Below are 2,500 nucleotides of genomic sequence, written 5' to 3'. Positions count from 1 at the left end.
CCTTCCCCTGATCCTTTGCGAATTTCGCCAAACGATGTGCATCAAAAGTATTTGTTGGCTTCATCTCTTCAAAATTGAAACTCAAACCCATACTAGCTGCATGATTGCCTAGTTGTATATTATTACGATTAGCTTCTTCAACACTAATTCCATACTTCGATGCAAGCACTTCATTAATACTCGTTCCAGAGTAGATCGGAGCATTTTGATCTAATTCAAAACTTTTAAACTCAACTTCAACATCTTTCTTATGTGGAAATTGCTCTAAAGCCATTTCTAATCTACGCTTCCCAATATAGCAAAACGGGCATACAAAGTCAGACCAAACTTCAATTTTCATATGAACACCTCATTAACATTTATTTTTCAATCATTGTAGCACTGACGTTACGGAATTCAAAAATTTATGCCTCAAGAAGTTACGACTACTAATCAAAGAAGATTTCATACCCATATACACACTTCAATTGTAAATGAGCTCCTTGTTCAACATTCCTATATCTCACTATATATTTAGCCATAATATAGCTGTTCTCATAATAGTTGAAAAGCACCTGTATTATTTCCATAGATTATGTACTACTTCCCTATACTTAATAACAAAAAAACATCCCTCAAAACGCTACTATTATAAGAATAAAAAATTAAACAAGCCCGTCTATATAAAATGCAATTATATAGACGGGCTTGTTTAATAGATTGAGCAAACTGCGAACTCAAAGGAAGCAATTATACAAATCTATATTTTTGAAATTATGAACGGAGTTATTTTCAAAAGTATATTAGTGAAGAAGATTTAGATGTCCAATCATGAAGAAGAAATATTTACCGGTAGAAATAACTCTAATGTTTATTAGTTAAGGGATACTGTATACAGGATTTCAAGGAAAAATAGCTATACAATTCATAAACCATTAAAACATTTAGAGCATAGAAGCTTCAATTATGCGCCAAATTTTTTAGAAATTAATTATAAAAGAAAAGAGATTCCCTCTTATATTGAAGATATGACCAATAATGCTCATATGACGAAATACATATAGTTTAATGAACGCTTAATAAAAATAGCGAAAACACTTCGCCTTTATCATGATTCTGTAAATAATTTTCCATCTGGTATGATTTAGCAATCCATATTTCCACTCTTGTTTCTAACGAAACAAATATACAAAAAAACACAAGTCAAAAGACTTGTGTTTTAGCTTGCTTGGCGACGTCCTACTCTCACAGGGACAAGGTCCCAACTACCATCGGCGCTAGAGAGCTTAACTTCCGTGTTCGGTATGGGAACGGGTGTGACCTCTCTGCCATCATCACCAAACTATTGAAGGTATATTCCTTCAAAACTAGATAACATTTGCTTCATATTATATGGTTAAGTCCTCGATCTATTAGTATTCGTCAGCTCCACATGTCACCATGCTTCCACCTCGAACCTATCAACCTGATCATCTTTCAGGGATCTTACTAGCTTACGCTATGGGAAATCTCATCTTGAGGGGGGCTTCATGCTTAGATGCTTTCAGCACTTATCCCTTCCGCACATAGCTACCCAGCTATGCCCTTGGCAGAACAACTGGTACACCAGCGGTGCGTCCATCCCGGTCCTCTCGTACTAAGGACAGCTCCTCTCAAATTTCCTGCGCCCACGACGGATAGGGACCGAACTGTCTCACGACGTTCTGAACCCAGCTCGCGTACCGCTTTAATGGGCGAACAGCCCAACCCTTGGGACCGACTACAGCCCCAGGATGCGATGAGCCGACATCGAGGTGCCAAACCTCCCCGTCGATGTGGACTCTTGGGGGAGATAAGCCTGTTATCCCCGGGGTAGCTTTTATCCGTTGAGCGATGGCCCTTCCATGCGGAACCACCGGATCACTAAGCCCGACTTTCGTCCCTGCTCGACTTGTAGGTCTCGCAGTCAAGCTCCCTTATGCCTTTGCACTCTACGAATGATTTCCAACCATTCTGAGGGAACCTTTGGGCGCCTCCGTTACACTTTAGGAGGCGACCGCCCCAGTCAAACTGCCCACCTGACACTGTCTCCCGGGTCGATAAGACCCGTAGGTTAGAATTTCAATACAGTCAGGGCGGTATCCCACCAGCGCCTCCACCGAAGCTAGCGCTCCGGTTTCAATGGCTCCCGCCTATCCTGTACAAACTGTACCAAAATTCAATATCAGGCTACAGTAAAGCTCCACGGGGTCTTTCCGTCCTGTCGCGGGTAACCTGCATCTTCACAGGTACTATAATTTCACCGAGTCTCTGGTTGAGACAGTGCCCAAATCGTTACACCTTTCGTGCGGGTCGGAACTTACCCGACAAGGAATTTCGCTACCTTAGGACCGTTATAGTTACGGCCGCCGTTTACTGGGGCTTCAGTTCAGAGCTTCGCTTACGCTAACCCCTCTCCTTAACCTTCCAGCACCGGGCAGGTGTCAGCCCCTATACTTCGCCTTACGGCTTCGCAGAGACCTGTGTTTTTGCTAAACAGTCG

1 protein-coding gene and 2 rRNA genes (2 of these 3 running past the window's edge) are annotated in these 2,500 nt (G+C 42.2%); all 3 read right to left on the bottom strand.

What is annotated here, in order from left to right; translation table 11 throughout:
* On the bottom strand, positions 1–340 hold the beginning of the coding sequence (locus EXW56_RS01625) for a DsbA family oxidoreductase (RefSeq protein WP_215597139.1). The gene continues 389 nt to the left of window position 1, outside the view; 340 of the gene's 729 nt are visible here — the first part of the coding sequence; the start codon lies at positions 338–340; the stop codon falls past the left edge of the window.
* Positions 341–1,205: 865 nt separating this feature from the next.
* Positions 1,206–1,321 (bottom strand): 5S ribosomal RNA (gene rrf, locus EXW56_RS01620).
* Positions 1,322–1,371: 50 nt separating this feature from the next.
* Positions 1,372–2,500: ribosomal RNA gene (locus EXW56_RS01615) — 23S ribosomal RNA — on the bottom strand; it runs 1,793 nt beyond the window's last position.

The sequence above is a fragment of the Bacillus mycoides genome, from assembly GCF_018742245.1.
GTDB classification, from domain to species: domain Bacteria; phylum Bacillota; class Bacilli; order Bacillales; family Bacillaceae_G; genus Bacillus_A; species Bacillus_A cereus_U.
The sequence above is the reverse complement of the archived record's forward strand: the minus strand, read 5'-3'. Positions and strand labels throughout refer to the sequence as shown.